Consider the following 482-nt stretch of genomic DNA (forward strand, 5'->3'; position numbering starts at 1 on the left):
TCACCGACCCCGAAATCCTGCGCAGCTCGCTCGCCGGTGTGATCTTGCGCATGAAGTCGCTGCACCTGGGCTCGGTGGAGAGTTTTCCGTTCATCGAGCGCCCCATGGGCCGCGCCATTGCCGATGGCTACCAACTGCTGGCCGAACTCGGCGCGGTGGACGAGGCCAACGAACTCACGCCCATGGGCCAGGAGCTGTCGCGCCTGCCGCTGGACCCGCGCGTCGGCCGCATGATCCTGGAAGCGCGTGAGCGCCGCGCACTCGATGAAGTGCTGGTGATCGCCAGCGCGCTGTCGGTGCAGGACGTGCGTGACCGCCCGATGGAAGCACAAGCCCAGGCCGATCAGGCGCACGCCAAGTTTGATGACGAAAAAAGCGAATTCAGCGGCTACCTGCGGCTGTGGAAATGGCTGGCTGATGCGCGTGGTGGTGCGCCCGCAGCGCCGGGCACGGCGGTAGGCGCTGCCAACATCGGCGGCAAG

General features: G+C 66.8%; 1 pseudogene. It reads left to right on the forward strand.

Annotation, left to right across the window (positions count from 1 at the left end):
* Positions 1-482: pseudogene (locus ACFQ95_RS25955) on the forward strand (ATP-dependent helicase); the annotation flags it as partial.

The sequence above is a fragment of the Variovorax sp. HJSM1_2 genome (assembly GCF_049316285.1).
Classification (GTDB): Bacteria; Pseudomonadota; Gammaproteobacteria; order Burkholderiales; family Burkholderiaceae_C; genus Rhodoferax_B.